The organism is Ruegeria sp. YTSC106 (genome assembly GCF_059609765.1).
The window spans coordinates 250,540-272,939 of record NZ_JBXWMI010000001.1; the positions used below are offsets into that span (position 1 = coordinate 250,540).

The window sequence follows — 22,400 nt, forward strand, 5'->3', positions numbered from 1 at the left end:
GCGCCTAACGCTTTTGGGCGATGACCCACACTGGGTGGTAGGTCAAATGAACCCTGCCGTCAGCTCCGAACTTTTGCACGTAGTCAGCTTCGAACCGGGCCAGAGTGGCGCGGGTCCATGCACCTTGTGCCCGACCATTTACCCCCGTCCTGCGCAAATACTTCAGAACATCTCTGGGGGTGGCAAAGTAGGATGGCCTCACGCTTTCACCGACCGACAGAACTTTGAGCGGCCCTTCTATGGCAGCCACAAGGGCATCAGTTGCACAAAGGCCCGGCGCCCGGGCTGTTGAACCGATTTGCGTAAGCTCCTGGTATTGGAGTGGGCCAAACCCGGACATCGCCAGCCACCCACCGGGTTCAAGCGCATCGGCTACCTTCTGCAACAATCGGGCCGGATCCTCCATCCATTGGATCATCGAAGCCGACGCGACCAAATCCAGCCTCGCTGGCCACTCGACCAGGCGAACATCTCCGGCGATGAACGCCGCCTTTTCCGCATCTGCCGTCGCCCGCGCTTGAGGCGCGATATCGTTCAGGTAGAGATCGGGAAGGTCAAAGCTCTGCCGCAGCAACCGGGTCAGATGGCCTGTGCCGCAACCCAGCTCGAACGCCACATCAAACCGGCTTGGCGCGCCTACCCGGCGCATCTCGGAAACCAGCTTGCGGGCAACCCAGGCCTGCTGGCTGGCTGTGTCGTTGTAAGTCTGGAAGCTTCGGCTGAAGCTTCGCTGCACTTTGTCCGCCAATTGCGCTGTCATGACATCCACTCCGCCCAGCTTTGGCCCGGTTGGAAAGGTACATGCGGAGCGGCGACGCGTTTGATAGCATCCGGGTTCGCGGCCCAGGCCGTCCTTTGAGCATTGGACGGAATGATCCGATCCCGCTCTGATATCCAAACCCGATCAAAGCCGGGATCAGGCGCCGAGCCGCGCTCAATAACCGCGTGAAGTTCCTTTTTTGCCTGCTCGATGTCCAGTTCAGGTATGTCAGCAGATAGTCCGGCGCGTCGGCAAAACTTGATGAAACTTGACGATGACAGCTGATCCGCCGTGGCCCGGACAATATCAGGCGCGATGCCCCGGTCTGCGCAGGCAGGATGCAACGTACCGCTGACGGCAACCAGCCGGTCAGGGCGAAACTGTGTGCTGGCCAACCAATGGGCCACGGATGCGACACCGAAGGAAAACGCAAGCATTTCGACGCGGTCAAACCCGGCCAGATCGGGCAAGGGATCATCGAGCCGAGTATAGTCATCCATCAGCAGAACAGATCCGCCTCCGGTGAGACCGCGGAACGGTGCGGCACCCAGCGCCCACCCCCCGAAGACGAGAGTCAGCCTGCTGTCATCCGATTGCGCCAGCCACTGGTGTTTCATTGCTGCCCCCCGGCCAAAGCGACCATCGCGCTCGTGACCCGGCTGAGTTCATCAGGTGGAATAATGTAAGGCGGCATACAATAGATGTTTCGCGCAAAGGGACGCAGCCACACTCCGGTCTTCGGGGCCAGCCGGTGAGCGGCAGAAGGATCAACCGTTTCCTTCATTTCGATAACGCCAATGGCGCCGAGAACCCTGACGTCTGCTACGCCCGACAAACCGCGCGCTGGTTCCAGCTCGGTCCGCATCTGGTTTTCAATATCAGCCACCTGGCGTTGCCAGCTCCCCCCTGCCAGAAGGCCGAGGCTGGCCGATCCTGCGGCACAGGCCAGAGGGTTGGCCATGTAGGTCGGGCCGTGCATGAACACTCCGGCCTCACTTTCACCAATGCCATACGCTACCCGTTTGCTGGTTACGGTTGCGGCAAACGAGATATGCCCACCGGTCAGAGCCTTGCCCAAACACACTATATCCGGTGTGATGCCAGCATGATCGGTGGCGAACAGCTTGCCGGTTCGGCCAAATCCGGTTGCGATCTCATCGAAAATGATCAGCACGTCATGGGCATCGCACATGGCGCGTGCCGCGCGCAGCCATTGGGGATGATAGAAATACATACCCCCGGCGCCTTGAACCACGGGTTCAAGGATCAGGGCCGCGAGGTGATCGCCCTTGTCGGCCAACAGTCGTTCCAGCGACTCCAACCCGTTCCGCGCCGGGTCCTCGGGCCAGTCATCCTCCAACCGAACCTGGGGACGCGGCAGGAAGTGCTGGATCGACAAAGCCCCGCGGAACAGCCCGTGCATACCCGTCACCGGGTCACAGACGCTCATCGCTTTCCACGTGTCACCGTGATAGCCGCCCCGAATTGTGGCAAATTCGAATTTGCGGGTGCGGCCATGGGCCATTTGGTACTGCACCGCCATCTTCATCGACACTTCGACCGAGACAGACCCACTGTCGCAATAGAAAATGCGGTCCAACCCCTCGGGCAACATGTCGACCATCCTGCGCCCCAGATCAATGGCCGGACGGTGTGTCAGCCCCCCGAACATCACATGAGGCATCTTTTCCAGCTGGGCCTGCATGGCGGATGTGATTTCGGGATGCTTGTGGCCGTGGATAGCGCACCACCATGACGACATGGCGTCTATCATCTTCGCACCGTCCTCCCGATAGAGATATACGCCCTCGGCCCGGTCGATAAGATGCATCGCACCGGGATCAGCCACGTTCGTATAGGGGTGCCAGAGGTGGCGGGCGTCAAACTCAAGCGGGGTCACAGAAACCTCCGTATGGTCGCCACGTCTATGGACGAAAACGCATCTGACAGGCTTTGCTGCGTCAGGTCTGCAAGATATGGCAAGCGTCCGAGGTGTCGAACGTTGCTCATTTCGACGATGGTTTGCTCCACGTCAGGCTCCGGGTCCCCGACAAAGGCGACGCCGACCACTTCGCACCCTGCGTCTCGAAGCGCCATCAGGGACAGCGTGGTGTGGTTGATCGTTCCCAGCGCCGTGCGTGCGACCAGAACGACCGGGGCCTGCCATTGGGCGATCAGATCCAAATAGTAGGATTTGCGGTTCAGAGGCACCATCAGCCCCCCTGCCCCCTCCACAACCAGCGGACCGTCCACCTGCGGCAGCGCTAGCCGGGACAGATCGATCTCAATGCCCATATCTTCCGCAGAAAGATGGGGTGAGGCAGGCATGTTCAGGCGATACGCTTCGGGCAACACGTCCACACCGGACAAGGTGCAGACGGTTTCCGTGTCCGTTGCATCCTCCAGACCCGATTGAACCGGCTTCCAGTAACTGGCGTTCAGAGCCGCCGTCAGGCCAGCCGAAAAAACTGTTTTTCCGACGCCGGTATCGGTTCCGACAATGACCAGAGCGCTCATGCGGCCTCCGATTGGTGGCTGGAGATGGTTGCAAACAGGCCCGAAATGTCCTCAGGACTGACATTCCCGGTGATCGAGACGCGCAGACGGGATGTGCCTTTTGGAACGGTAGGCGGGCGAATGCCGCGAATGTCATACCCCTGATGCTGCAAAGCCTGTGCCATCGCCATCGTTCGGGCCTCATCGCCAAGAACGACGGGAATGATCTGGCTGTTCAAGGCCGTGTCAGGCAGCCCGGCTTGACGGGCCGCATCATGTGCATGGCGCAGTCGCTTGCGTGCAGCAGTGACTAAACCCTCATTCCCGGCCAATTCACGCAGGGCTGCCCGTACCAGAGCAGCGTTCAGAGGGGACGGCGCTGTTGCAAAGATAAATGGCCGCGCGCGGTTTATCAGGGCATCGATCATCGCGCGTGGGCCACAGATCAGCCCACCAGAGACACCAAGCCCTTTGCCGCAGGTGTGCAGGGTCAGAAGGTCAACGTTCAGATCATGCGCAAGACCCCTGCCATCTGTCCCGAAAACGCCCGTGGCGTGCGCCTCATCCACGATCAGAACGGCTTCGGATTCACGCGCCAGACATGACAGGTCCTTTAGCGGGGCCAGATCGCCCTCCATGGAATAGACACTTTCAACAGCAATCCATACCTGACCCTGCCCACCAGCGGATCGCCATTCGGTCAAAACGTTGCGCGCATCCGCGACGTCGTTGTGGCGAAAGGCACGCAGATCCGCACGGCTGGCGCGCATCCCCTCGTGGGCGCTGGCGTGAACCAGTTCGTCATACAAAACCAGATCCCCGGCAGCCGGCAGGGTGGAAAAGACCGCTTGGTTGGCCTGAAACCCTCCACCCATGAACAATGCGGCCTCGGCCCCAAAGAAAGCCGCCGCTTCATGTTCCAGCGCCTCATGCTCAGGGTGATTTCCCCGCAGCAGTCGCGAGCCGCCCGAGCCTACGGGCACGCCGCGCGCCAACGCTGCCTGCGCAGCCTCTTGCAACAGGTTTGACCCGGCCAACCCCAAATAGTCGTTAGACGCAAAATCCAGCCCGCGCGCCGGGATCAAAGCCCGTCGGCGGTGCCGGGCTTCCAGTGCATCGAGCATGGATTCCAGTCGTTCGACTGCTTTCATTCGGCGGCTTCCGTGCGGTTATGTTCTTCAGCCGTTTCGGCCTGAAGGCCAAGTTTCGCAAACAGGATCGAGTCGGAATCTTCCTCAGGGTTTTCTGCCGTCAAAAGAGTTTCGCCGACAAAGATTGAATTTGCTCCGGCGAAGAAACACATCGCCTGCATCTCGTCACTCATGTCACTGCGACCGGCGGACAGCCGAACGTAGGATTTGGGCATCAGAATTCGGGCGGTTGCAATAATCCGCACAAAGTCGATCGGATCAATCGGTTCGGCGTCAGCCAGCGGGGTATCCGCTTGTGGCATCAACATGTTGATCGGCACCGAATCCGGCGGCGGGGTCATGTTGGCCAAAGTCAGCAACATGTCGATACGGTCGCCAGTATGTTCACCCATCCCCAGAATACCACCCGAGCAGACCTTGATTCCGGCTTCCTGTACCCGGTTCATCGTGTCGATCCGATCCGAGAATGTACGGGTGGTGATCACTTCGGAATAATAACGTTCGGATGTATCGATATTATGGTTGTAATAGTCCAATCCGGCATCGCGCAGCTGAACCACCTGGGTGTCATCCAGCATGCCCAGCGTCATGCAGGTTTCCATACCCATCGCCTTGACGCCCTCAACCATGGCGACCAGAGCAGGCATATCGCGCGGCTTGGGCTCGCGCCAGGCGGCTCCCATGCAGAACCGGGTCGCGCCACCGTCGCGGGCCTTTTTGGCCTCGGCCAGTACACGCTGAACCTCGATCAGTTTCGATGCAGGCAGGGTGGATCCGTTTCGGGCCGATTGCGAGCAATAGGCGCAATCCTCGGCGCACCCGCCTGTTTTGATCGACAGCAGTTTAGAAGTCTGAATCTTGTTCGGATCAAAGTTCTCGCGGTGCACGGTCTGTGCCCGGAACAGAAGGTCCATCAACGGGAGGTCATGAACAGCTTGCGCAGACTTTCGGGTCCAGCCGGAATGAGGGATGATCATTTTATCTATAAAACTTCCTGCAGCTTGCGTTGCCGTGGATTTATTATCGATAAAATCTGAAGGCGCAACAGTGTTGGCGCAAACGATCCCAAATCAAGCGAAAATGCCGCGCTTTTCAGAAATCAAGGCCCAGATCAACGGTTCGGGCCGAATGCGTCAGCGCTCCGGACGAGATGTAATCGACTCCGGTCGCTGCAATCGATGCGACCCGGTCCAAAGTCACATTTCCGCTGGCTTCGATCTTCATTCGCCCATCCACCATGGCAACCGCTTCGCGCAGCATCTCGTTGTCCATGTTGTCCAGCAATACGACGGACGCGCCGCCAATCCTGAGCACTTCGGCCAACTGGTCCAGTCGATCGACTTCAATCTCGACGGCCATCATGTGACTGGCTTGCGCTTTGGCGGATTCAAGAACCTGACTCACACCCCCTGCGGCGGCGATGTGGTTGTCCTTGATCAGGATCGCGTCGGACAACGAATAGCGATGATTGAAACCGCCACCGTGCAGCACGGCCTGTTTTTCGACGATGCGAAGCCCGGGCGTGGTTTTACGGGTACAAGTCATGCGGGCATTCGTGCCCTTTGCCTGCTGGACAAAGGTGGCAGTTTTTGTGGCAATACCGGTCAGACGACCGGCAAAATTCAGCGCGACCCGCTCACCCGACAGGATCGAAGCTGCGGAACCTTTGATGGTCATCAGCGTGTCGCCGCGTCGACAGGACTGGCCATCCTTGACAAGCACCTCAACCTCAAGCGCCGGGTCGACCAGCCGGAACGCTATCATGGCCACCTGCATGCCCGAAACAACGGCGTCCTCGCGCGCATTCAGTCGGGCTGTATAGGTCGTGCTCTGCGGGATCACGGCGCGGGTGGTCACATCACCGTAAGCTCCCAGATCCTCCATCAGCGCCGCGCGGACGACGGGTTCGAGGATCAGATCGGGCAGGGTCGCAAAACTCATGGTAATTCCTTGCAGGCTTCGGCGCGAACGTGCAGTGCGTCGCTAAGATACATCCGGGATCGTTTGCCGGGACCGTCGGCAATTTCCGGAAAGTCGGATCGTTCATGCGCGCCGCGGCTTTCTTCGCGCTGCAATGCTGCCGCGGCGATCAGGGTTGCTGTGGCACACATGTTTCTGAAAGACGGACACGCGCCATGCTGGTCCTCAAGCGCGGCAATCGTGCGCAATGCGCGGCATAACCCGGTGCGATCCCGGACCACGCCAACATCGCGCGACATAGTCGTGCGTAATATACTGACTGCATCGGACGTATCCGGGGTGTCAGCTTGATCAAATCGAAGGACCACAGGCTCCGACCCGGATGAATCCGGTATCAAACGCGTAATGTCCTCGGCACAGATGCGTGCAAACACCAATGCTTCGAGCAATCCGTTCGAGGCCAGCCGATTGGCGCCGTGAAGGCCGGTCGAAGACGCCTCACCGCACACCCACAACCCATCCAGTGTCGCGCGACCATCAGTGTCTGTTGCAATTCCGCCCATATGGTAGTGCGCTGCCGGAGCGACCGGTATCGCGTCCCTGACCGGATCGATTCCGTTGCGCGCGCAATAAGCGGCAACCGCCGGGAAAAGCTTGTTTATTTGCGCGCCCAAAGCCTCGCGGGTGTCCAGCATCGGTCGGTCGCCGGCCTGCACTTCTGCAAATATCGCGCGGGCCACAACGTCGCGCGGGGCAAGCTCGGCATCAGGATGAACGGCCGGCATGAAACGCTCGCCATGCCTGTTTATCAGAACGGCCCCTTCTCCGCGCAGGGCCTCGGTCGCCAGCGGGGCCGGGTCTTCACCCACGTCCATGGCAGTGGGGTGGAACTGTACGAATTCAGCGTCGGCAATCATTGCCCCGGCCCGTGCGGCCATTCCGATGACCTGCCCGCGGATGCGGGCCGGATTGGTCGTTAGGGCATAAAGCCCGCCAGAACCGCCACCCGCCAACAATATGGCAGGTGCACGAAGCGTCACAGGCGCGGATCCGCTTTCCGAAGCATCCTGCACAACCACTCCCACCACGCGCCCTTCCGTCACTTCCAACGCAATAGCAAGGACCCCCTCCAAAACCTGCACAGAAGGAGTTTCACGCACACGCTCGATCAGGGCGGCCATGATTTCGCTACCAGCCTGATCCCCCTTAACCCGCACCACGCGGGCAAAACTGTGCGCGGCTTCGCGCGACAGGACATACCCACCATCCTCGGTGCGATCAAACGGAGTGCCCAAAGAGGTCAGGTCGAGAATATACTCACGCGCCTCGCGCGTGACCAAATCTGCGACGTTTTGCTCGACGGTGCCGGCCCCGGCATTGACGGTGTCAACAGCGTGGCTTTCCGGACTGTCGGCCAAGTCCATCGCGGCGGCAACGCCCCCCTGCGCCCATGCCGAACTTGCACCTTCGCCCAAAGGATCAGGCGAGATGATCACCACCGGTCGCGGTACCAGTTTCAACGCAGCATAGAGCGCGCCAATCCCGGCCCCGACAATAATGACGCGATCCGTGGTGATATTGGACATTGCTGGTCAGATGCCGAGCTTGCGGGACAGATCAATCATCGCCTGAACGGATTTGCGAGCCTTCTCTGCCACGTCTTCAGCGACCTCGACCTGGCCTTCCATCGAGTGCAGAGCATAGAGGATCTTTTCAAGCGTGATCTTTTTCATATATGGGCACATGTTGCACGGCCCTACGAAATCGACCTCGGGCAGTTCATCAGCGATGTTCGACGCCATGGAACATTCGGTGATCAGCATCGCCTTCTGAGGCTTCTCATCATGCACATATTTGATGATACCGCTCGTTGAACCAGAATAATCCGCCTCGGCCACCACATCCGGCGGACATTCCGGATGAGCGATCAGGCGCGTACCGGGGTTCCATTCTCGGAAGTCGCGCAAGTCCTGCGCGGTGTATTGTTCATGCACGATGCAGGAACCGGGCCAGTACACCACGTTCTTGTGGCTTTCATTGGCCACGTTTTGAGCCAGATATTGATCCGGCGTCATGATGACCGTGTCGCTCTCCATCGCATTCACGATCTGCAAGGCGTTCGACGAGGTGCAGCAGATATCAGAAGCCGCTTTGACCTCGGCAGTGGTGTTCACATATGACACAACCGGCGCGCCGGGATATTTGGCCCGCATTTCGTCGATTCCTTCAGCAGTAATCGATTCTGCCAAAGAACAGCCCGCATTCATGTCGGGCATCAGAACAGTTTTCTCGGGACTCAGAATTTTCGATGTTTCGGCCATGAAATGAACCCCAGCCTGAACGATCACATCCTCTTCCACCTCACTGGCCTTGATCGCCAGTTGCAGGCTGTCTCCGACGAAATCGGACACACCATGATAGATTTCGGGCGTCATGTAATTGTGCCCAAGGATCACGGCGTTACGCTCTTTCTTGAGCGCGTTGATCGCGCGCACATAGGGCGCATAGATCGCCCAATCCGGCGGGCTGATCACACGATCCATGCGGGCATACGTGTCTTTCATCTCATTGGCCAGAGTGGCCGATGGGGCAAGGTCATAGACGTCCGAAAGAACAGTGCGGACTTGTGCAATATCGAGCAACGGGCGAGCCACCTTTGTCAGTTGTCGTTAGCCTGGCGGGCTGCTTAACGGCTTAGCCCTAGCTGAAACATCCCCGGTTCGAAACCGGAAAATTCGGCGTTAGCGCTAAGCCATGCAGACAAATTCAAAGATGAACGGCAAATCAGCCCAGAATCCCCGGCAGACGCAAACCGTTTTCGCGTGCGCAGGCCTTGGCATCCTCGTAACCCGCATCTGCGTGACGCCACACGCCTGAAGCCGGATCGTTCCAAAGAACCCGTTCGAGACGTCTGTCCGCTGCATCGGTTCCGTCGGCACAAATCACTACACCCGCGTGTTGACTGAAACCCATGCCAACGCCGCCTCCATGGTGCAGCGAGACCCACGTCGCGCCCGAGGCGGTATTGACCAGCGCGTTCAGCAGCGGCCAATCCGACACGGCGTCCGAGCCGTCCTTCATCGCCTCGGTTTCGCGGTTCGGCGACGCGACAGAGCCGCTGTCGAGGTGGTCACGACCGATGACGACCGGCGCCTTCAATTCTCCATTCCTAACCATCTCGTTGAATGCCAGCCCAGCCTTGTGGCGGTCGCCCAATCCAATCCAGCAGATCCGGGCAGGAAGGCCCTGAAAGGCGATGCGCTCCTGCGCCATGTCGAGCCAGTTGTGCAGATGAGTGTTTTCGGGGAACAGTTCCTTCATCTTTGCGTCGGTTTTGTAGATGTCCTCGGGATCACCCGACAGCGCGCACCAGCGGAACGGGCCGATGCCGCGGCAGAACAACGGGCGGATATAGGCGGGTACGAAACCGGGGAAGGCAAAGGCGTTTTCCAAGCCTTCGTCCAGCGCCACCTGCCGGATGTTGTTGCCATAGTCCAAGGTTGGCACACCCGCGTTCCAGAAATCGACCATGGCGGCCACGTGTTGCTTCATCGACGCTCGGGCTGCCTTTTCCACGGCCTTGGGGTCGCTTTCCCTCTTGTCTTTCCACTGCGCCATGCTCCAGCCCAATGGCAGATAGCCGTTGACCGGATCGTGGGCGCTGGTCTGATCGGTTACGATATCGGGGCGCTTTCCACCCGCTTGCATGCGGCGGTAAACCTCGGGGAAAACCTCGGCGGCATTGCCGAGCAAACCAACCGATTTCGCCTCGCCCGCCCTGGTCCAGTGGTCGATCATTTCGAGCGCCTCATCCAGTGTCTCGGCCTTTTCGTCGAGGTACTTGGTGCGCAGGCGGAAATCGATGCTGTCAGGATTACACTCGACGGCCAGACAACACGCCCCTGCAAAGACGGCCGCCAGAGGTTGCGCGCCGCCCATGCCGCCCAGACCGCCAGTCAGAATCCACTTACCGGTCAGGTCCCCGTCATAGTGTTGACGCCCCGCCTCAGCAAAGGTTTCGTAAGTGCCCTGAACGATGCCTTGCGTCCCAATATAGATCCACGAACCGGCCGTCATCTGGCCGTACATCATCAGGCCCTTCTTATCGAGCTCGTTGAAGTGATCCCAGTTGGCCCAATGCGGCACGAGGTTCGAGTTCGCGATCAGCACCCGAGGTGCGTCGGCATGCGTCCGAACGATGGCGACCGGCTTGCCGGATTGCACCACCAGCGTTTCATCTTCCTCCAGGTCCATGAGGCTGGCAACGATGGTATCAAAATCTTTCCACGTCCGTGCGGCACGGCCGATGCCGCCGTAGACAACCAACTCATGCGGGTTCTCGGCCACATCCGGGTGCAGATTGTTCATCAGCATCCGCATCGGGGCTTCGGTCATCCAGCTTTTGGCGTTCAGTTCGGGCCCTGTCGGGGGATAGATGTCACGGGTGTTTTTACGAGGGTCGGTCATCGGGCAAGCTCCAATGCAGTGTCGTGGATGGCGTCAAGGATGTCTTTGAGCCAACGGCGCAGGCGGTTGGCTTTGTCGGTATCAAAAGTCCAGGGCGGCGCTTCGGCGCTCAGGTAAGCCGACTGAGCCAGCTCCATCTGGATCGCGTGAACCCCTTCGGAGGGGCGCCCATAATGGCGCGTTGTCCATCCGCCCTTGAACCGCCCATTCAGAACAGCCGTATAGGGCGAGGACGCCGCGAACTCATGCGTTATGGCTTCGATTTCCGGTGCACAGGTCGCCCCATTGTTCGTGCCGATGTTCAGATCGGGCAAAGTACCTTCGAACAGAAAAGGAATATGACTGCGGATCGAGTGGCACTCATACAGCACCGCAACCCCATGGGCCGCCTTCACCCGCTCCAACTCAGCCTGCAGGGCGGCATGATACGGTGCATGGAAAGCTTCCCGCCGTTCGATCATATCCTTACCGGAAGGCGGGATGTCCCAGATACCTTGGCCGTCGAAATCCGACAGCGGCACAAGGGTTGTCGTGTTCTGACCCGGATAAAGCGACACACCCGACGGGTCTCGGTTGGCGTCGATCACATATCGGTGGAAGGTCGCCCGAACCGTGGTCGCACCGGGCAGAAGTCCTTCATACAAGGTATGAATATGCCAATCCGTATCCGCCAAAGCCTTGCCCCGCGCATTCAACTTGGCCTCGATCGTGGCGGGCACATAGGTGCCGGTATGCGGCAGACCCAGCACGATCGGACTGTCACCGCGCGAAATCTCGACCGGGCCGCTCATACGCCAAGTTCCGGCATGGCGATTCCAGTACCACGGGCAATCTCGCCACTGGCGATCAGGGCCGAGGCTGCTTCGATCTCGGGTGCCATATAGCGATCATCACCCAAGGCCGGCACCACGGCACGCAGGCGTGCCATCACGGCCTGCAACGTTTCGCTCGTGGGCAGCGGCGCGCGGAATTCAACACCTTGTGTGGCACAGAGCAGTTCGACCCCCAGAATGCGTTCCAGATTGGCAACCATCTGCCCCAATCGCCGCGCACCATGGGCCGCCATCGAAACGTGGTCTTCCTGATTGGCCGATGTGGGCGTCGAGTCCGTCACGCATGGATTGGCCAGATGCTTGTTTTCGCTCATCAGTGCAGCGGTCGTCACCTCGGCGATCATGTAGCCCGAGTTCAGACCCGGATTGGGCGTCAGAAAAGGCGGCAGATCAAAGCTGAGCGCAGGATCGACGATCAGCGCAATGCGACGTTGCGCAATTGCCCCGATCTCGGCCACGGCGAGCGCTATCATGTCTGCGGCAAACCCAACGGGTTCGGCATGAAAATTCCCGCCCGAGACGATCAGGCCGGTTTCCGAAAGAACCAGAGGATTGTCCGTCGCCGCGTTGGCCTCGATTTCCAGCGTTGTTGCGGCCTGCCTCAGCACATCCATCGCGGCGCCCACCACCTGAGGCTGACAGCGGATACAATACGGGTCCTGAACGCGGGTATCGCCATCCCGATGGCTTTCACGAATGACCGACCCGGCCAGCAGCGCTCTCATGGTCACTCCGGCCTCAATCTGCCCGCGATGCCCGCGCAACGTGTGGATTTCCGGTTGCAACGGGGCGGTCGAACCCATGATCGCGTCCGTCGTCAGCGCCGACGTAACCAGCGCGCTTTGCGCCGCCTGCCACGCGCCAAACAGGCCGGCCAGTGCAAAGGCCGTCGAAAACTGGGTGCCGTTGATCAGCGCCAGCCCTTCTTTGGGGCCCAGCTCGATTGGTTGCAGACCCGCCTCGGACAGCGCAGCGTCACCGGGCATCACATCGCCACCGAATTCGGCCTCACCAGCGCCCATCATGACGGCAGCCATGTGGGACAAGGGCGCAAGATCACCCGAAGCCCCGACCGAACCCTGCGCCGGAACCACCGGGGTCACACCCTTGGACAACATCCCTTCCAGCAGGGTGATCACCTCTGGCCGAACCCCCGAGGCCCCGCGACCAAGGCTCAGCAGTTTTAGAACCATCATCAATCTGGCAAGGGTGCGCGGGATCGCAGGGCCTACACCGCAGCAATGGCTGAGGATCAGGTTGCGCTGCAAAGTGGCGGTGTCCTCAGCTGCGATTTTGACGCTGGCCAGTTTCCCAAACCCTGTGTTCACGCCATAAACAGCGGCCTCTCCAGCCGCCGCATCGGCAATGCGCTTGTGCGCTTCTTCGACAGACAGGTGGCAAGCGGGATCCAGTTGAACCGGGCGTTCCTCGCGAAAGACCTGTTCCAGCTGCGACAGGGTAACGGTGCCCGGAGTGAGGGTCATGGTCGTCAAAGTGAGCCTCCGAATATGCGAGTATGAAGAGGGTTGAAGCCAATGCGATAGGCCAGTTCCGCAGGGTGTTCGACATTCCAAACCGCCAGATCGGCGCGATGCCCGACTGAAATCTGTCCGCAGTCAGCCATGCCGAGAGCGCGGGCAGCGTGGGTCGTCACGCCCTTAAGGGCTTCCTCTGGCGTCATGCGAAACAGGGTACAGCCCATGTTCATCGCAAGCAGCACCGAGGTCATCGGCGCCGAGCCGGGGTTGCAATCCGTTGCAAGCGCCATGGGCACACCGTGCCGGCGCAACAAGTCAATCGGCGGTGCCTGGGTTTCGCGAAGAGTGTAGAACGCACCCGGCAGAATGACGCCGACGGTACCGGCCTGTGCCATGGCCTGAACACCTGCTTCATCAAGATATTCTAAATGATCTGCCGACAACGCGCCGTATCCGGCAGCCAGTTTTGCGCCGCCCAAATTCGACAATTGTTCGGCGTGGATCTTAATCGGCAGGCCAAGCTCTGTCGCGACATCAAAAAGCGGGATAAGCTCTTCCGGTTGAAAGGCGATGCCTTCGCAGAAGGCATCGACTGCATCGACCAATCCCCCGGCATGAGCGGCGCGAAGCGTGGGAATGCACAGCTGATGAATGTAGTCCGATGCCCTGCCCTTATAGTCCTGAGGCACCGCATGAGCCCCCAAAAAGCTGGTCAGAACACGGACGGGACGATGATCCGGCAACGCCCGAGCCGCGCGCAACATGTTCAATTCACTCTTGTCATCCAACCCGTAACCAGACTTCACTTCGATGACCGATACCCCTTCGGCCAGCATCGCGTCCACACGCGGCAATGCTTGTGCGACCAACTCCTCCACGCCAGCCGCGCGCGTGGACTTTACGGTCGAGATGATTCCACCCCCAGTGCGGGCAACTTCTTCATAGCTCGCCCCATTCAGGCGCATTTCGAACTCTACGGCGCGATGACCACCATGAACCACGTGAGTGTGGCAATCGATCAACGCAGGCGTAACCAGGCGTCCACCGAGTCGAGTCCGCGGCTGGTCGGCGAATCGTGAAGGAAGGTCAGCGACAGCTCCGATCCATGCGATGCGCCCGTCCTGCAACGCGATCGCGGCATCTGGAACCAAACCGTATGGTGTGCTGCCTTCGGTCATCGTTGCGGCGTCAAGATCGGTCAAAACCCGCGTTTGCGTCTGCATGTGACTCGCAACCTCCGTGCATTTCCTTCTTTTCTAGTACATTTCTATCAATTATATGTCTATGCATAAAATGAGGTGGAAAATGGCTATCTTCGCTAATCGCGCATTATTGAGCACCGGTTGGGCTTCGAACCTGCGGGTAGAAATCAAGGAAGGTCTGATAACGTCGTTGCAGAAGGGCGCGACGGCGCAAGATGGCGATACGCGCGTCGACACTTTGCTGCCCGCATTGGCCAATCTGCACAGCCACGCATTTCAGCGCGCGATGGCGGGGATGACTGAATATCGAAAGGCCGGGCGCGACAGCTTCTGGACGTGGCGGGAACTGATGTATCGATTCACCGCGCACCTGACGCCCGATCAGGTACAGGCGATTGCCGCACTGGTCTATATGGAGATGCAGGAAGCCGGCTTTGCCTCGGTTGGTGAATTCCATTATCTGCATCACCAGCCAGACGGCACACCTTATGGCAATCTTGCAGAGCTGTCCCATCGGATCATGGCTGCTTCGGCCGAGTCTGGAATCGGACTGACGCATCTGCCCGTACTTTATTCTTATGCAGGGGTCGGCGAGCAACCGTTGGAATCGGGACAGCAACGATTTGGCAATGATGTGGACCGCTATCTGGCGCTGGTCGAGCAAGCGCAAGCGGCACTGGGCGATCTGCCGGATGACTGTCAGATAGGCATTGCCCCGCATTCCTTACGCGCGACGTCACCACAAGATCTTGCCCGGGTTTCGGAAACCAAAACGACAGGACCTGTCCACATTCACATCGCGGAACAGCCCAAAGAGGTAGCGCAGGTTCACGAGAGTCTGGGCGCACGCCCGGTGGAATGGCTCTTGAACAATGCAGAGGTAAACAATCGCTGGTGCCTCATCCACGCCACTCATATGACCGAAAGGGAAACCCGAGATATGGCGGCAACCGGCGCGGTCGCGGGGCTTTGCCCGATCACCGAGGCCAATTTGGGCGATGGCCCTTTCAACGGAGTTGTCTATCTTGCAGCCGGCGGTCGTTTCGGAGTTGGGTCGGATTCAAACATATTGATTTCGATGACAGAGGAACTGCGAACGCTGGAGTACTCACAACGCCTGCGAGACCTGTCGCGCAATGTTCTGGTCGAAGGGGACGGTTCGGTTGGACAGACACTTTATTGCAATGCGGCTTTGGGTGGCGCGCAAGCCCTGGCGCGCGCAGCGGGTCAGATCGCAGAAGGGATGCTGGCGGATCTTGTTGCCATTGACAGTCAGGATCCCGCGCTTTGTGCCCTGCGTCCTGAACAGTTCCTCGACGGGTTGGTCTTTGCCGCGAAGGATCACGTAGTGACCGATCTGTGGTCGGCGGGCCGCCATCAGGTACGCCAGGGCCGTCATATTGCACGGGATCGAATCGTATTTGACTATCGGCGGGCTATGGCTGATCTCATACTGAGGCTTTGAGTTTGCTGTTCCCTTTACGGGCTGACAAAAATGGCTTCATAATACCAATATGTTTGTACGTAATTGGATGAACACCACGTGACCGATCATAAACATCTCGGCTTTCAGGACATTCGGGACGAAGTCGTGAACCGCATTCAAACCCGAGTCTGGCCGCAGGGAAGTCTGTTGCCCACCGAGATGGAATTGGCAGCCGAGTTCGGCGTAGCACGGGCGACGGTCAATCGGGCGCTGCGGGAACTTGCCGAACAGGGCATTGTCACCCGCAAACGTAAGGGTGGCACGCGTGTTGTGACCACGCCGGTAAAGCAGGCGAAGCTGCCAATCACTGTCGTTCGGCAGACAATAGAAGAAATGAATGCCGAATACCGCTATGCTTTGGTCAGCCGAACACTGATCGACTGCCCCGCGTGGTTACAGGCAAAGCTGAGCATTCCCGAAGGCGCGCAGGTCGTCCATCTGCAATGTATGCACCACGCCGACAACCGTCCGTTTCAGTTCGAGGAACGCTGGATCAACGTCAGCACCGTGCCTCAGGTTCTCGACGAAGATTTCCTGACCACCGGGCCGAATGAATGGCTGCTGTCCGAGGTGCCGTTTTCAAACGCTGAAATTGCCTTCTCGGCCGTCCCGGCAACAGGGCATTTGCAGGAGTTCCTGGCGGTACCGCCCGGCACACCGTTGTTTCGATTGGAACGCACGACCTGGTTTCGCAGCGATCCGGTTACATTCGTGCGCATGACTTTCCATCAGGGATACCAGATGCGCACCACGTATTGAGGCCAACGCGCTGAACAGGTTTTGACGGTGGTGAAAGACCTTACTGTTTCGAACACACCTTCCTTACTGCCGTTATAACCCCTTTGATCCGTCCGAAAGATGACATTTCGATCCTAAAGCCAGTCTATCTGGTCCTGTCCCGGGGTTTTGCGCGGAGGCAGTGCGGGTAAGGTTAACCAGCGGCCTGCCGCGAAAACAGGTTGCAACAGATTTTGGTATTGGCTTCTCGACGCTGAGCCGTTTGATCCAGCAGGATCGGCGCAATCCTGAGAAGCCGTCCGCCCAGTCTGATCTCGAGCGCGAGGTCGCGGAACTGCGGAAAGAGAACCGCATGCTTAAGAAGGAGAGGAGCTAAAAATTGCCACCCAGTTCTTTGCGGAGTAAAGCAAATGAGGTTTGCTTTCATCGTCAAGACCTCCGACATCCTCCCTGTCGAGCGGCTGTGCCAGATCATGGATGTCAGTCCAAGAGGGTATCGCGCCTACCGCGATCGTCCGCTCAGCCAGAACCAGCAACTGCTATGACAACGCCGCCCGCCTCTGGAAAGAATGCTATACATGGGCCTGCCGGGCAATGGTCGAAACCTTCTTCAAGGCGATCAAAGCTGAGTTGTTGTGGCAGCAATCCTGGAAAACGTGTAGAGACACCGAGATCGCAATCTTCGAATATTTCAACGGCTTCTACAATCCACGACGCAGGCACTCAGCCCTCGGCTGGAAAAGCCCTTTGGCCTTCGATGCAAAGGCTGCAATAGCAAGCAATCGGAGCGGCACGAAAGCGTGACGGGTCCATCCCAATGTTCAGGGCTTTCGTGAAACAGCTTTTTCGCATTCATTTGCGCCTTCCAAAGCTAAACAAACTCTACATCAGAACGAGGGACGTTTCTGGGGCAGGCCAGTTTGTCCCTTTTCGCGCAGGCCGATGTGCCCGAGGCCCGAGGTGTTATCTTTGATATCTCGGCTGACGCATTGGAAAGTGAACATACCTGCGGGATCTTTCAAAAACCCGAGTCGAAGTGGATGAAAAGCAATCCGTTGCTGTGGCGGCTTTGGGGTTGGTCCCCGGTATGCCCGCAGACCTGTTCGCAAGCACAGGCGAACGCGCAGCGATTGCTTATCCGGCACAGCCTATCAGCGAGTGTCTGGCCCAAACGTTTATCGAGTAAACGGTTTTACAAGACTTACAGCTTTAAACTGTTCTGTATCGAGTGTTTTGGTGTGTGAGCGATGGTCTGCGCCCCTGTTCCGGGCGCGGGCCATCCCTTTGGTGGGTTACACCCCATAACGAGCAAGAAACATGTCAACGGCCTGAGCAGCGACCTGATCTATTTCATCCTGGGTGAAAGTGTTCTGAATGCCGAAAGCCGCCCGGGTCCAGATCCGCACTTTGCACAGTTCGGAAAACTGCTCGGCGGCGATATGTACATCTTCAATGGCCAATTCGCCCTTGGCCACGGCCTTTTCCAGGTACTCGGCCATCTGTCGCTGACCATTTTGTGGCCCAGCCTCATAGAAAGCGCGACCTAGTTCGGGGAACCTGTCGCGTTCGGCAACGCAGATCCTGAATACCTGTTGCGCGAAATCTGACACAAGAAAACTGGTCAGCTGTGTCGCCGTGATCTGAAGCACTTCACGAGCAGGTTTGGTTTCGTCGATCATCGAGATGACCCGCTCGGCCATCAGGCAGCATTCTGTTTGGGCAACTTCCATGAACAAAAGGCGCTTATCAGGGAAGTAGCTGTATAGCGTTGCTTTTGACACGCCAGCCGCGCGGGCAATGTCATCTACACTTGCACCTTCAAACCCGTCCGCCATGAAAACCTCTCGGGCCCCGCGCAGAACCTGGTCGAATTTTCGGCCGGTGCGCAGGATGGTGGCGGTCTGGGTCATGTCGTCTCCTTGATCGATAACTACACCAGCTTATAAACCGTTCGGTTTAGATACAACGATTCTCGGACACTTCAGCGAATCCGACGGTGCATTTGCTTTGATGTCTGGTACTTGCAGCGAGTTCAAACCGTGCTAGGACTTGGCCCATGGTCGACATCTTTCTGCGCACCCTTCCGTTTTTCGCGATTATCGGCCTGGGATTTTGGGCGGGGCGCACACGGTTTTTCACGGCTGAAGCCACGGCATATCTGACCAAGTTCGTCTTTTATTTTGCGCTTTCGGCGATGCTGTTTCGCTTTGCAGCCACCCTACCCTTTGCCGAGATTTTCAATGCCCGGCTCATCCTTGGATATCTGCTGGGAACCGTGATTGTATATGTGCTGGCGACGGTCGTCGCGTGGCTGCGTGGGCTCGACATTCCGACCGCCGCGGTCGAAGCTCAGTGCGCGGCCATCGGCAATGTCGGGTTTCTGGGACTTCCCATGCTTGCTCTTTTGTTCTCTGAGGCTGCGATTGGGCCCGTGATGCTGGTCCTGACCGTCGATTTGGTGGTGTTTTCATCCCTTATCGTGATCTTGATCAATGGCGGCCGTGACGGAAAGCTGACTCCGGCCACGTTCAAGCTGATCGGAATGGGTTTGGTCAGGAATCCCATGATCGTATCCATCTCAGCCGGCCTCGTCTGGTCCTGGCTGCAAATACCTGTCCCTGAACCTCTTGGCGATTTTCTGACCATTCTCGGTGGTGCCGCAACTCCCGGAGCATTGTTCGCTATTGGCGCATCGTTGGCAAGCAAGTCGGCTGAGCGTGTCCAGATCGCCGCTTGGTTAAGCTTTTGCAAACTGGTGATCCACCCGGCCTGCGTTGCGGTTGCTCTGTTGTGGCTGATACCGATTGAAATTTTTCCGGCAACTGTTGCCATCGCAGCAGCCGCTTTGCCTGTTGCGGGCAATGTTTACATGATGGCCGCGCATTATGGAATCGCCCCGCATCGCGCGTCAGCCGCAATCCTTCTATCCACAATCGTCAGTATTCTCACCGTGCCAATGGTGATCGCCTGGATGGGCGCATTCTGACTTTCACCTTTCGAAAAAATCTCTCAACGAAGGCGCGCAGACTTTACGCCGGGTCTGCTGATCGTTAGCCATGTTGCAACTCTAAAATAAGGACGGTGCCTGATGGAAACCCTTTCGGAAAATGCCTGTTTTGGCGGTGTGCAGGGCGTGTACCGCCACGCCTCCTCGTCGTGCAAGTGTGACATGACTTTTGGCCTGTTTCTTCCAGCCGAGGCTAAGGACGGGCCGGTTCCGGTTCTTTGGTATTTGTCAGGATTGACCTGCACCCATGAAAACGCGATGACCAAAGCCGGGGCTCAGGCGTGGGCTGCGGAACAAGGGATCGCCGTGATGTTTCCGGATACGTCGCCGCGCGGTGAAGGCGTCGCGGATCACGAAGATTACGATCTGGGTCAGGGCGCAGGGTTCTATGTGAACGCGACACAGGAACCTTGGGCACCGCATTTCCGGATGTGGGACTATGTTGCCGAAGAGCTGCCCGCCCTGCTGTTCGAGAACTTCGCCATCGACAGCGAACGCCAGGCCATTACGGGCCATTCCATGGGGGGGCACGGCGCCCTGACACTTGCCTTGAACCTGCCCGGACGCTTCCGTTCGGTGTCAGCCTTTGCGCCGATCTCGAACCCGACCGGAGCGAATTGGGGCCGCAAACAGCTGAGCGCCTATCTCGGTGACGACGAAGCGCTTTGGGCAAAACACGATGCGTCTTTGTTGATGAAGAAAACCGGTTTCGACGGTCCGATCCTGATCGACACCGGTGCAAATGATCAGTTCATGGATCTTCTGCGTCCCGAAGCGTTGGCGCAAGCCATCGCCGAACGTCGCCAGCAAGCGACATATCGCTTCCAGCCGGGTTACGATCATTCGTACTTCTTTGTGTCCACGTTTATGGAAGATCACATCATCTTCCATGCCGAGGCACTGTACGGAGACTGAGGGATGAACAAATACGATTACGACCTGATCATCATCGGGTCAGGACCTTCAGGGCGTTCTGCGGCAATTCAGGCAGGCAAACTGAAACGGCGTGTGTTGGTCATCGATCGCAAGGACCGTTTTGGTGGCGTCTCTGTCCATACCGGTACAATTCCGTCCAAGACTCTGCGCGAAACGGTGCTGAACCTGTCGGGCTGGCGCGAGCGCAGCTTTTATGGGCGTTCCTACCGGGTAAAGGATCAGATTCGTGCAGAGGATCTGAAAGCCCGCCTGCATATGACCCTCGACCATGAGGTCGACGTCTTGGAGCATCAGTTCAACCGGAACCACGTCGAAACTCTGGACGGTTTGGCCAGGTTTGTTGGACCGCACGAAGTAGAAGTCGCAACCGATGCCGGAGAAACAACGCGTGTGACGGCCGCTAAGTTCCTGATTGCGACAGGCACGAAAACCTATCGCCCGGATTATGTTCCGTTCAACGGCAAAACCGTGGTCGATGGTGACGAATTTCTTGAAATGGCAGAGATTCCGCGCTCGCTGGTTGTCATCGGTGCCGGGGTCATTGGCGTGGAATACGCCACAATGTTTTCGGCACTGGACGTCCGCGTCACGTTGATTGAACCCCGCGACACGTTTCTGGATTTCATCGACAGCCGGTTGATCCACGACTTCACCCACCAGATTCGGGAAAACGGTGTCGACCTGCGTTTGGGCTCGGCTGTCGAGAAGATTGAAGACGCCGGCGAACATGTGGAAGTGACCCTCGACAACGGTCGCCACGTTCGTGCTGAAATGCTTCTGTTCGCGGCCGGGCGCATGGGAGCGACGTCCAAACTCAATCTGGATGCCGTCGGGCTGGAGACGGACCACCGCAACCGGATCAAGGTCGACCGCAAAACCTATCAAACGGCTGTGCCGCATATCTATGCCACAGGCGATGTGATCGGACATCCGTCACTGGCGTCAACTTCTTTGCAACAGGGGCGAGTGGCTGCCTGTCATGCGCTCGAGACGCCCACGCTGCCGGAAAGCCCGTGGTATCCGTACGGCATCTATTCAGTGCCCGAAATTTCAACCTGCGGAATGTCAGAAGAAGAATTGCAGGAGCGCAACATACCCTACGAGGTCGGTGTGGCACGGTTCCGCGAGACGTCACGCGGGCATATCATGGGGCTGGAACACGGCATGTTGAAGATGCTGTTCTCGCTAAAGACCCGCAGGGTGCTGGGCGTTCAGATCGTCGGTGAAGGCGCGACTGAACTGATTCACATCGCGCAGGCCGTGCTGAACCTGAAAGGCACAGTGGACTACTTCGTTCAGAACACGTTCAACTACCCGACACTTGCCGAAGCTTACAAAATTGCGGGTCTGGATGCGTTCAACCGAATGCCCATACCAGAGGAATTCAAGGTTAAAAAGAGACCAGCGGAACCGGCAAAGAAAGAGGCGAAGAAAGCGTGACGACGCTGTATGTCGATGGCGATGCCTGTCCAGTAAAGGCCGAGGCCGAACGGGTCGCAACGCGACACAAAGTGCCAATGGCGCTGGTGTCTAATGGTGGGCTTCGACCATCGGCCAACCCGCTGGTGCAGGTCATTGTCGTTTCCGAAGGCGCCGATGAGGCCGACAAATGGATTGCCGAACGCTGTGGAGCGGGGGATGTCGTCATTACGTCCGACATCCCTTTGGCTGCAAAATGCGTCGAAGCGGGTGCGCGCGTGCTGCGCCCAAACGGTGAAATCTTCACCGCGGCGAATATTGGTCAGCAACTGGCTATGCGTGATTTGATGGCCGATCTGCGCGCGGCCAATCCGTTGGGAACCGGCGGTGGTGGTCGACCGTTCGGCAAGGCAGACCGCTCGCGATTTCTGGACGCCCTGGAACGGGAATTACGTGCCGCCAGACGGGGATAGCCAAGGCGGCGGCCTGCCCAAATTACTGACGCGA

The 22,400-nt window shown here is 58.3% G+C and carries 22 protein-coding genes and 1 pseudogene; 8 read left to right on the forward strand and 15 right to left on the reverse strand.

Translation table 11 applies throughout. From position 1 onward, the window contains the following. Nucleotides 1-4 precede the first annotated feature (4 nt). The 13 genes from AC2FEB_RS01110 to hutI all read right to left on the reverse strand — a co-directional run bounded on the left by AC2FEB_RS01110 (nucleotide 5) and on the right by hutI (nucleotide 14,328). Nucleotides 5-760, reverse strand: coding sequence for a methyltransferase domain-containing protein (locus AC2FEB_RS01110; protein WP_299898041.1), 756 nt, complete (start codon nucleotides 758-760; stop codon nucleotides 5-7). Then, nucleotides 757-1,377, reverse strand: coding sequence for a DUF452 family protein (locus tag AC2FEB_RS01115; protein ID WP_117873164.1), 621 nt, complete (start codon nucleotides 1,375-1,377; stop codon nucleotides 757-759). Before AC2FEB_RS01115 ends, AC2FEB_RS01110 begins: the two co-directional genes overlap by 4 nt. Then, nucleotides 1,374-2,660 carry an adenosylmethionine--8-amino-7-oxononanoate transaminase gene (gene bioA / locus AC2FEB_RS01120; protein WP_496670572.1) on the reverse strand — a complete coding sequence of 429 codons (1,287 nt, stop codon included), beginning with the start codon at nucleotides 2,658-2,660 and terminating at the stop codon, nucleotides 1,374-1,376. The genes AC2FEB_RS01115 and bioA overlap by 4 nt, the downstream gene beginning before the upstream one ends. Next, on the reverse strand, nucleotides 2,657-3,277 hold the full coding sequence (gene bioD / locus AC2FEB_RS01125; protein WP_496670570.1) for a dethiobiotin synthase: 621 nt from the start codon (nucleotides 3,275-3,277) through the stop codon (nucleotides 2,657-2,659). Before bioD ends, bioA begins: the two co-directional genes overlap by 4 nt. Continuing rightward, entirely contained in the window at nucleotides 3,274-4,407 is a 1,134-nt protein-coding gene (locus AC2FEB_RS01130) for an 8-amino-7-oxononanoate synthase (protein ID WP_496670567.1), read from the reverse strand. Before AC2FEB_RS01130 ends, bioD begins: the two co-directional genes overlap by 4 nt. Next, a complete protein-coding gene (gene bioB, locus AC2FEB_RS01135) occupies nucleotides 4,404-5,384 on the reverse strand; it encodes a biotin synthase BioB (protein WP_496670565.1) in 981 nt (326 codons plus the stop codon). Before bioB ends, AC2FEB_RS01130 begins: the two co-directional genes overlap by 4 nt. Before the next feature lie 115 nt (nucleotides 5,385-5,499). Then, the gene (gene nadC / locus AC2FEB_RS01140) at nucleotides 5,500-6,348 is read right to left on the reverse strand and encodes a carboxylating nicotinate-nucleotide diphosphorylase (protein WP_205512027.1); all 849 of its coding nucleotides are present in this window, start codon (nucleotides 6,346-6,348) and stop codon (nucleotides 5,500-5,502) included. Further along, nucleotides 6,345-7,913: an L-aspartate oxidase gene (locus AC2FEB_RS01145; protein ID WP_117873151.1), complete on the reverse strand. Its 1,569-nt coding sequence runs from the start codon at nucleotides 7,911-7,913 to the stop codon at nucleotides 6,345-6,347. Before AC2FEB_RS01145 ends, nadC begins: the two co-directional genes overlap by 4 nt. A gap of 6 nt (nucleotides 7,914-7,919) precedes the next feature. Next, nucleotides 7,920-8,969 (reverse strand): quinolinate synthase NadA, encoded by a 1,050-nt coding sequence (gene nadA, locus AC2FEB_RS01150; RefSeq protein ID WP_117873149.1) that lies wholly within the window; start codon nucleotides 8,967-8,969, stop codon nucleotides 7,920-7,922. A 142-nt stretch (nucleotides 8,970-9,111) separates the two neighbouring features. Further along, nucleotides 9,112-10,794 carry a urocanate hydratase gene (gene hutU, locus AC2FEB_RS01155; protein WP_496670562.1) on the reverse strand — a complete coding sequence of 561 codons (1,683 nt, stop codon included), beginning with the start codon at nucleotides 10,792-10,794 and terminating at the stop codon, nucleotides 9,112-9,114. Next, a complete protein-coding gene (gene hutG, locus AC2FEB_RS01160) occupies nucleotides 10,791-11,585 on the reverse strand; it encodes an N-formylglutamate deformylase (RefSeq protein WP_496670559.1) in 795 nt (264 codons plus the stop codon). The genes hutU and hutG overlap by 4 nt, the downstream gene beginning before the upstream one ends. After that, complete coding sequence (hutH, locus tag AC2FEB_RS01165) at nucleotides 11,582-13,111, reverse strand: histidine ammonia-lyase (RefSeq protein WP_496670978.1); 1,530 nt, start codon at nucleotides 13,109-13,111, stop codon at nucleotides 11,582-11,584. The genes hutG and hutH overlap by 4 nt, the downstream gene beginning before the upstream one ends. Before the next feature lie 5 nt (nucleotides 13,112-13,116). After that, nucleotides 13,117-14,328: an imidazolonepropionase gene (hutI, locus tag AC2FEB_RS01170; RefSeq protein WP_496883809.1), complete on the reverse strand. Its 1,212-nt coding sequence runs from the start codon at nucleotides 14,326-14,328 to the stop codon at nucleotides 13,117-13,119. Nucleotides 14,329-14,410: 82 nt separating this feature from the next. Here hutI and AC2FEB_RS01175 point away from each other — a divergent pair, with 82 nt between their 5' ends. Beyond that, a complete protein-coding gene (locus tag AC2FEB_RS01175) occupies nucleotides 14,411-15,772 on the forward strand; it encodes a formimidoylglutamate deiminase (protein WP_496670553.1) in 1,362 nt (453 codons plus the stop codon). 78 nt (nucleotides 15,773-15,850) lie between these two features. After that, nucleotides 15,851-16,552: a histidine utilization transcriptional repressor HutC gene (gene hutC, locus AC2FEB_RS01180; protein ID WP_496670551.1), complete on the forward strand. Its 702-nt coding sequence runs from the start codon at nucleotides 15,851-15,853 to the stop codon at nucleotides 16,550-16,552. Nucleotides 16,553-16,724: 172 nt separating this feature from the next. Here hutC and AC2FEB_RS01185 read toward each other — a convergent pair whose 3' ends face one another. Beyond that, nucleotides 16,725-16,958: a hypothetical protein gene (locus AC2FEB_RS01185; RefSeq protein ID WP_496670549.1), complete on the reverse strand. Its 234-nt coding sequence runs from the start codon at nucleotides 16,956-16,958 to the stop codon at nucleotides 16,725-16,727. Between AC2FEB_RS01185 and AC2FEB_RS01190 the strand changes: the two genes are divergently transcribed. Both AC2FEB_RS01190 and AC2FEB_RS01195 read left to right on the forward strand, forming a co-directional pair. Then, nucleotides 16,942-17,076, forward strand: a complete 135-nt coding sequence (locus AC2FEB_RS01190; RefSeq protein WP_496670997.1) for a hypothetical protein — start codon at nucleotides 16,942-16,944, stop codon at nucleotides 17,074-17,076. The genes AC2FEB_RS01185 and AC2FEB_RS01190 overlap by 17 nt on opposite strands. Further along, nucleotides 17,066-17,335: pseudogene (locus AC2FEB_RS01195) on the forward strand (IS3 family transposase); the annotation flags it as partial. The gene AC2FEB_RS01190 and the pseudogene AC2FEB_RS01195, both read left to right, overlap by 11 nt. A gap of 488 nt (nucleotides 17,336-17,823) precedes the next feature. Here AC2FEB_RS01195 and AC2FEB_RS01200 read toward each other — a convergent pair. After that, nucleotides 17,824-18,441: a TetR/AcrR family transcriptional regulator gene (locus AC2FEB_RS01200; protein WP_117873141.1), complete on the reverse strand. Its 618-nt coding sequence runs from the start codon at nucleotides 18,439-18,441 to the stop codon at nucleotides 17,824-17,826. A 146-nt stretch (nucleotides 18,442-18,587) separates the two neighbouring features. Between AC2FEB_RS01200 and AC2FEB_RS01205 the strand changes: the two genes are divergently transcribed. From AC2FEB_RS01205 to AC2FEB_RS01220, 4 genes are all read left to right on the forward strand, one after another. Further along, nucleotides 18,588-19,517: an AEC family transporter gene (locus AC2FEB_RS01205; RefSeq protein WP_496670546.1), complete on the forward strand. Its 930-nt coding sequence runs from the start codon at nucleotides 18,588-18,590 to the stop codon at nucleotides 19,515-19,517. Nucleotides 19,518-19,619: 102 nt separating this feature from the next. Beyond that, on the forward strand, nucleotides 19,620-20,453 hold the full coding sequence (gene fghA, locus AC2FEB_RS01210; RefSeq protein ID WP_496670544.1) for an S-formylglutathione hydrolase: 834 nt from the start codon (nucleotides 19,620-19,622) through the stop codon (nucleotides 20,451-20,453). 3 nt (nucleotides 20,454-20,456) lie between these two features. Continuing rightward, nucleotides 20,457-21,914, forward strand: coding sequence for a Si-specific NAD(P)(+) transhydrogenase (gene sthA, locus AC2FEB_RS01215; protein ID WP_496670541.1), 1,458 nt, complete (start codon nucleotides 20,457-20,459; stop codon nucleotides 21,912-21,914). Further along, nucleotides 21,911-22,366, forward strand: a complete 456-nt coding sequence (locus AC2FEB_RS01220) for a YaiI/YqxD family protein (protein WP_117873137.1) — start codon at nucleotides 21,911-21,913, stop codon at nucleotides 22,364-22,366. The genes sthA and AC2FEB_RS01220 overlap by 4 nt, the downstream gene beginning before the upstream one ends. Nucleotides 22,367-22,400 lie beyond the last annotated feature (34 nt).